Origin of the sequence: Xylanibacter caecicola, assembly GCF_013166515.1 — a bacterium.
GTDB lineage: Bacteria > Bacteroidota > Bacteroidia > Bacteroidales > Bacteroidaceae > Prevotella > Prevotella caecicola.
Map to the genome: position 1 here is coordinate 1 of NZ_JABKKJ010000048.1, position 5,575 is coordinate 5,575.

Below are 5,575 nucleotides of genomic sequence, written 5' to 3' on the forward strand. Positions count from 1 at the left end.
CCTGTAAAAAGGGCAAGCGACGCGATGATTATTGCGATGTACTTTCTCATGGTCAGCGTACTTGAAGTTCGTTGATGGTACCCGCGCGTACCAAATCCTCGTTCTCAATCACGAAGGACTGGTGACGGCCGCCGTTCTTCTCGTTCAATTCCACCACGAGGCACTTGTCATCGGGGATGGTGAACTTCGCCATCGTGAAGACCGTGCGCTCGCTCTTTTTGCCCGGCACGAGGGTGGCGTAGTTCTGCGCGCGGAGCGGCAGAATAATCTGCTCCTGCACGGCAGTACGCTTCGCAACCTTCTTGTCCACGATTTTCCAAGTGATGTAGTCCACATCGAAAGGCACGTTGCTCTGGTTCTTTATCTCCGTGTGGAAATAAAGCAAGCCGTTGTGCGTGTAGATGCCTTTCAACAGGTATTGGATGCCGAAACGCTTGCAGCCGATATGCTTCACCTCGCGCTTGTTCTGTTTGTGGATGGACTTCATGATAAGGCGCACCAGCATCGGGCTTTCGCTGCCCAGCTCTTTCAGATAGATTTCCTGCGCGTTGTTCGGGCGGTTCACCGTGCTGCCGTCATGGATGAAGTCGCACATCTCCACGTTGAGCAACAGCGGTTCGGCGGCGTACTTCACGTTGAAGGTGTAGAAACTGCCGTCCTCCGTGATGACGGACATATTCGTTTCGTTGGGAAAATTCCTTACGGTAGCCTTCACACGGATGATGTTCTCCGCTCCGTCGGCTTTCCCGGCAATCAGGTCGGGCGAGCCTAAATCGACATAGCGCACCTCCGCCGGAAAAATGACGTGGACGGTCTTGTCGTAGGTCACTTCCAGACCGTGCGGCGGTATCATGCGGTCGAAGGTCAGCTTGCGTGACAGCCCGTGATATAGGTCGCCGTCCGCCTCCTTCTGCGGATAGACCTCCTTCGTCAAGGTCGGTTGTTCACTTCCGTTGGTCGTTTCAACGGTTACATTCTCCTGCGCGTTGGCAGTTATGATGCCCATAGCGAGGGCAAACATGATGATTACTTTTCTCATTACTTTTGGATTTTAGTGGTAATTTTTATTGTTTTCAATATTTTTCTTGGTAAAGCATGACCCTGTACCCGGCTTTCAGATGCACCTTGACGGTTCGCATCTTTTTGGCGATGTACTGGCTCGTGCCTTGTATCAGCCCCTTGCCCAAGTCGGAGGCGAGCTGCGCCCCGGCATTGGTGGAGATGTTGATGCTGCTTCCCAGCGAGCCGCCCATGTTGGCGGCGACCTCCCGGACGGCGTTCATCTCCATCGAGTTCGGGATGAAGATGCCGGGCTGTCCGTCCGTGTCATAGACCGCAAGCTCCACGGGGATAATCGTGCCGTCGTATTCCAGCGAGGTAATCTCGATGTCGAGCCGCTCACCCTGTATCTTGCCCGTGCCGACCACCACCGCACCCCGGGGTATTGTCCTGCCTGCCACCGCCATAGGCTCCAGCAGGCGCAGCCTTACCGTCTGCCCGTCCGTCACGCTCTGCGCCCCATGCACGCACGCCGGTATGGTGTTCCTGTCCAATACCTCCGCCGTGCCGACAGCCGTGTTGAAACCCCGGTTGCGTTCCTGCGATAAGGCGGCGACAAACTCCGCGTTACTCATAGGCTGTGAGAGTGAAGAAACTACTTGATGCTCCACCTGTCTGATAGGCATTGCCTTGTTCTTCTTCCCTTTCTGCACGGTAGTTGGCTCTGCCCTCTGTTCCGCCGATGGCTGTCCTCCGTTCTGACCGCCCATGTACTTTGCCGCCAGCTCGTAGGACTTCTCCATAAGAGCCACCTGCTCGTCCATAGAGGAAGCCTTGCCCCTCTCGCTTTCCAGTTCCGACTCCAGCGATGCGATGCGCTCCAACAATTCGTCCATCTCCGCATTGTCGTTTTTCGGCTGGTCGTAGAAGTTTCCGAGCGTGGCGTTCAGGTCACGGTAGGCGGCTGCGGAGGACTGGATGGTCTGCGGCGTGGCTGGCTTTGCCCTTTCTTCCTTGCCGCCCGGATTGGCGAGGTCGAAGTCCACTCCGTTCTCCGTTCCCGCTATCTCGCGGTCGAACATGTCGCCCAGCTGCCCGATGGCACGGTTGCGGCTCTCCTGACGCTCTTCCATCTCCCCATGCTCGTAGGCTTTCAGCTTGTCGCCGATAATCTGCCGGTTCGCCTTGTCAGCGTCGGGCATCTCGGTGTTGTATCCGTCCGTTCCCGGCGGTTGCTCCTTGCCGGAGGACGGGGCGAATATCAGCCACATCGCCCCGATGAACACCAACACCATAGCGGGCAGCACGATCATCTTCTGCCGTTTCAGCCGTTGCGCCTCTGTCAGCGGTTCGCGCTCCTTTTTCGGTTTCCCCGTTTCGGGAGCAGCTTTGTTCTCTTTCGTCGGTTCATTCTTTGTCTGTTCCATATAAATAAGGTGTTAAGTGATTGCCTGTTTCCGCCGGGGTCGGCAGTTCCACCCGTCCGGCGTGTCCCGTTTCCATATGTGAGCCGTCGTTCCTGCCGATGTCATAGACGGCTCTGCCGAAGGTGTAAAGGGCAAGCACCGCGAAGGCGGCGAACATCCCCAGCACGATGCGGCGGCGTGTTTCCGGCGGCAAGCCGTCCAGATACCCTTTGAGACTTGCCGCCAAGCGTTTCCGTTTGTCGTGGAGTTTCCAATACATGCCCCACATTGATTTTCTGATACTTTTCATGTCCTGTTACCGTTTGATAGTCTGTAAATCCTTGTTCTCAATGATGGTGAAACCCTCGATGGTAAAACCGTTCGGGTTGTCATCCGACCGCGATGCGTTCAGCAGGCGGCAGGTGGTCACGAGGCTGCGCTCGGTGACGTTGCTCTGCCGGATGATTTTCTGTGTGGCGTAGGTCACGGCACGGTAGGGATAGGCGTTGAAGTCGCACACCACGCTGTCCACCTTCAGCACTTGGTTGATGTTCCCGGCGATGATGCGGTTGTAGTACCCCTTCTCCGCGAAGTCCGAATAATAGTGGTACACGCTCTTGTCCGCCAGCAGCAAGGCACGTTTCACGTTGTGTTCAATCGCGCTTTTTTCAGGTGATAGCGTGAAGAACATCTCGTGGAAACGGCGCACATGTTCCCGTGCCTCCGCCGGGCGGTTCTGCGACAAATCCTGAGACAAGGCGAGCATCAGGCTCTTGCCGTTGTCCAGCACATAGATTTTCTCCCGTTGCTTCTCTGCGAAACGGTAGGAGTTCCACACGCTCCACACCGTCACCACGGCGCACAGCGAGAGGAAGACGATACCGAACAGGCGTATCTGCCTGAACGACGATTCGATGTTTCTAAGTGATTTGAATTCCATTTATATTTTCCAATTTATGATTGCACATTGATTATTTCAGCAATTTGCCGACACGTCCGACTGCGTTTCCTGCGGCTGCACCCGCCACGCTGCCCGCCATGCTTCCGGCTCGTCCCGCCATCTGGTTCACGTTGCGACCGTAACCGCCCATGCCTCCGGCTTGGATAATCCAGCCCGCAACGGTGGGAATGGTAAAGTAGCCGATGATGCCGATGCAGAGGAATACGATATACACCCCGTCGCTCGAATCCAGCGAGAAGTTCGGGTCTGCCTGCATCCGCTCGATGTCGTTTTGCAGCATCAGAACCTGTATCTTCGCCAGTATGGTGCTGAACATGTCCGATACCGGTAGCCACAGATAGACCTGTATATAGCGGCATATCCACTGCGTGAGCGTGTTTTGGAAACCGTCCCATACCGACAGGGCGAAGGCTATCGGACCGAGAATCGCCAGCACCACGAGAAAGAAGGTGCGGACGGTGTCTATCACGAGGGCGGCGGCTTGGAACAGCAGTTCGAGTATCTCGCGGAAGAAGTCGCGGATGCTCTTCTTCATGTTGTACATTCCCCGGTCGATATACATTCCCGCCATCGTCACCATGTCGGAGGGCGACCAGCCGAGTTCCTCCAGTTGCTTGTCAAATTCCTCGTTGGACACGAGGTAGGCGGTTTCGGGGTTGCGTACCATCGCCTCGTATTCCAGTTTGTCCTTCTGCTCCCGGTATCGGTTCATGTCCAGCGTTTCCGCCTCCAGCATCTTTGCCGTGCCCTGTACGACGGGTGAGAGGATGCTGTTTATCGTGCCCAGCACCACAGTCGGGAAGAACATGATGCACAGACCGATGGCAAAAGGACGGAGCATCGGGAATACGTCTATCGGTTCAGCTCTCGCCAGCGACTGCCATACCCGGTAGGCGACGTAGAACAGCGCACCCAGCCCGGCGATGCCTTTCGCCACACCAGCCATGTCCCCACACAGCGGCATCATCTGCTCATAAAGTGAACGTAAAATCTGATGAAGGTTGTCGAACTTCATAGGCTACCAGTATCTTTCGTTCATGTTCCCGTACAGCCCCATGATGCGGTCGAGGTCGTTCTTCTTTTTCGCACGCAGGTAACTCACGGAGATGTTCTTGTTCGTGTAGTAGCTCACGAGGTTGCGGTAACGCTTCATCTTCGAGTGGCAGCGTTCCACCACGTCCATGCGCTCCTTGTCGGTCATGGAGAGCGTGGTGATGTTCACCACGTTCCTGAGTTCCGTCAACACTTCGTTGCTTTCCTCCAGCAGTTTCGTGTAGCCGAAAGCGATTGCGGAAAGCTCTTCGGGTCTGAAATTCCCGTCACGGAGCATCCGTTGGAAACTGTTCACATAGATGTCTGTGATGTCGCCCACCATCAGGATGGTCTGCTGCACCTTGCGGGCGTCCTTGACCAGATTGTTCACCGATTTGAGGGCATCGTAATACTTCTTGCCCTGCTGATAGATTTTCACCGTCTCCTGAAAGTTGCTCACCATGTTCGTGGCGGTCTTGGAGGTATGGATGATGTTTTTGGAGGCATTGATGATGCCCTGCGCTAGATTGCCCGGATCGCTTACGACCCACTGTGCGCTTGCCCTGCCCGCGAAAAGCAGGCACAGGCAGATAATCATTGTTATTCTTGTTCTCATGTTACTTTGGATTTTAGTGGTTGTTATTCTTCGGTCGGATGTCCCGGCTGCGGCTTCACCCGCACATAGTCCCCGTTTGGCGAGAAAGTCAGCACATCCGTGGCCTCGTTGTAGGACACGTCGATGCGGAAGCCGGTGTTCATGAACAGGTTGCCGTTCTCCTCCTGCAAGAGATAGGTTTCCGGCTTGAGCTTGCGGCGCAGACCGCTACGACGGAACACCGTCACTTTGTAGGCTTCGCCCTCCTTGTAGATAAGCACGTCAGGTTTTCCCTCCACGCTCTCCCAGTTCCCGCACAGCATGTCGCGGCGGTTGTCGGCCACGTCGCAGGATTGCAGCATCATGACCGCCAATCCGATAAGGCACTTGCTGACTTGCAGCATTTTCACTTTTGGTAAATTCATACGCGTTTTTCTTTTTTGGTTGATACATTCTGTTTTTTAGTTATTCCTTGTTTCTCCGCCTTTCGGCAAGCTGCCGGATGGCGGCTTCGATGTCGTCGCCCAGCTTCTCCGCCAGACGGTAAACCTCCACTTTTTCCGTTTCCTCGGTGGTGTACGC

7 protein-coding genes are annotated in these 5,575 nt (G+C 55.3%); all 7 read right to left on the reverse strand.

Annotated features, from left to right (window positions below; translation table 11 throughout):
- Positions 1 to 52: 52 nt before the first annotated feature.
- The 7 genes from traN to HPS54_RS12565 are packed head-to-tail and all read right to left on the reverse strand — an operon-like array spanning position 53 to position 5,418.
- The gene (gene traN / locus HPS54_RS12535; protein WP_004291522.1) at positions 53 to 1,039 is read right to left on the reverse strand and encodes a conjugative transposon protein TraN; all 987 of its coding nucleotides are present in this window, start codon (positions 1,037 to 1,039) and stop codon (positions 53 to 55) included.
- Positions 1,040 to 1,073: 34 nt separating this feature from the next.
- Positions 1,074 to 2,426, reverse strand: coding sequence for a conjugative transposon protein TraM (gene traM / locus HPS54_RS12540; protein ID WP_004291521.1), 1,353 nt, complete (start codon positions 2,424 to 2,426; stop codon positions 1,074 to 1,076).
- Positions 2,407 to 2,694, reverse strand: coding sequence for a TraL conjugative transposon family protein (locus HPS54_RS12545; RefSeq protein WP_018697145.1), 288 nt, complete (start codon positions 2,692 to 2,694; stop codon positions 2,407 to 2,409). The genes traM and HPS54_RS12545 overlap by 20 nt, the downstream gene beginning before the upstream one ends.
- Before the next feature lie 27 nt (positions 2,695 to 2,721).
- Positions 2,722 to 3,345, reverse strand: coding sequence for a conjugative transposon protein TraK (gene traK / locus HPS54_RS12550; protein ID WP_004291519.1), 624 nt, complete (start codon positions 3,343 to 3,345; stop codon positions 2,722 to 2,724).
- Positions 3,346 to 3,376: 31 nt separating this feature from the next.
- Positions 3,377 to 4,381: a conjugative transposon protein TraJ gene (traJ, locus tag HPS54_RS12555; RefSeq protein WP_004291518.1), complete on the reverse strand. Its 1,005-nt coding sequence runs from the start codon at positions 4,379 to 4,381 to the stop codon at positions 3,377 to 3,379.
- 3 nt (positions 4,382 to 4,384) lie between these two features.
- Positions 4,385 to 5,014, reverse strand: a complete 630-nt coding sequence (locus tag HPS54_RS12560) for a DUF4141 domain-containing protein (protein WP_004304283.1) — start codon at positions 5,012 to 5,014, stop codon at positions 4,385 to 4,387.
- Positions 5,015 to 5,037: 23 nt separating this feature from the next.
- On the reverse strand, positions 5,038 to 5,418 hold the full coding sequence (locus HPS54_RS12565) for a DUF3876 domain-containing protein (RefSeq protein WP_004291516.1): 381 nt from the start codon (positions 5,416 to 5,418) through the stop codon (positions 5,038 to 5,040).
- Between the last annotated feature and the right edge of the window lie 157 nt (positions 5,419 to 5,575).

What these genes read in the sequence shown, in the direction of transcription:
- traN (WP_004291522.1), bottom strand. Translation starts at nt 1,039, where the DNA reads ATGAGAAAAGTAATCATCATGTTTGCCCTCGCTATGGGCATCATAACT.
- HPS54_RS12545 (WP_018697145.1), bottom strand. Translation starts at nt 2,694, where the DNA reads ATGTGGGGCATGTATTGGAAACTCCACGACAAACGGAAACGCTTGGCG.
- traJ (WP_004291518.1), bottom strand. Translation starts at nt 4,381, where the DNA reads ATGAAGTTCGACAACCTTCATCAGATTTTACGTTCACTTTATGAGCAG.
- traM (WP_004291521.1), bottom strand. Translation starts at nt 2,426, where the DNA reads ATGGAACAGACAAAGAATGAACCGACGAAAGAGAACAAAGCTGCTCCC.
- HPS54_RS12560 (WP_004304283.1), bottom strand. Translation starts at nt 5,014, where the DNA reads ATGAGAACAAGAATAACAATGATTATCTGCCTGTGCCTGCTTTTCGCG.
- traK (WP_004291519.1), bottom strand. Translation starts at nt 3,345, where the DNA reads ATGGAATTCAAATCACTTAGAAACATCGAATCGTCGTTCAGGCAGATA.
- HPS54_RS12565 (WP_004291516.1), bottom strand. Translation starts at nt 5,418, where the DNA reads ATGAATTTACCAAAAGTGAAAATGCTGCAAGTCAGCAAGTGCCTTATC.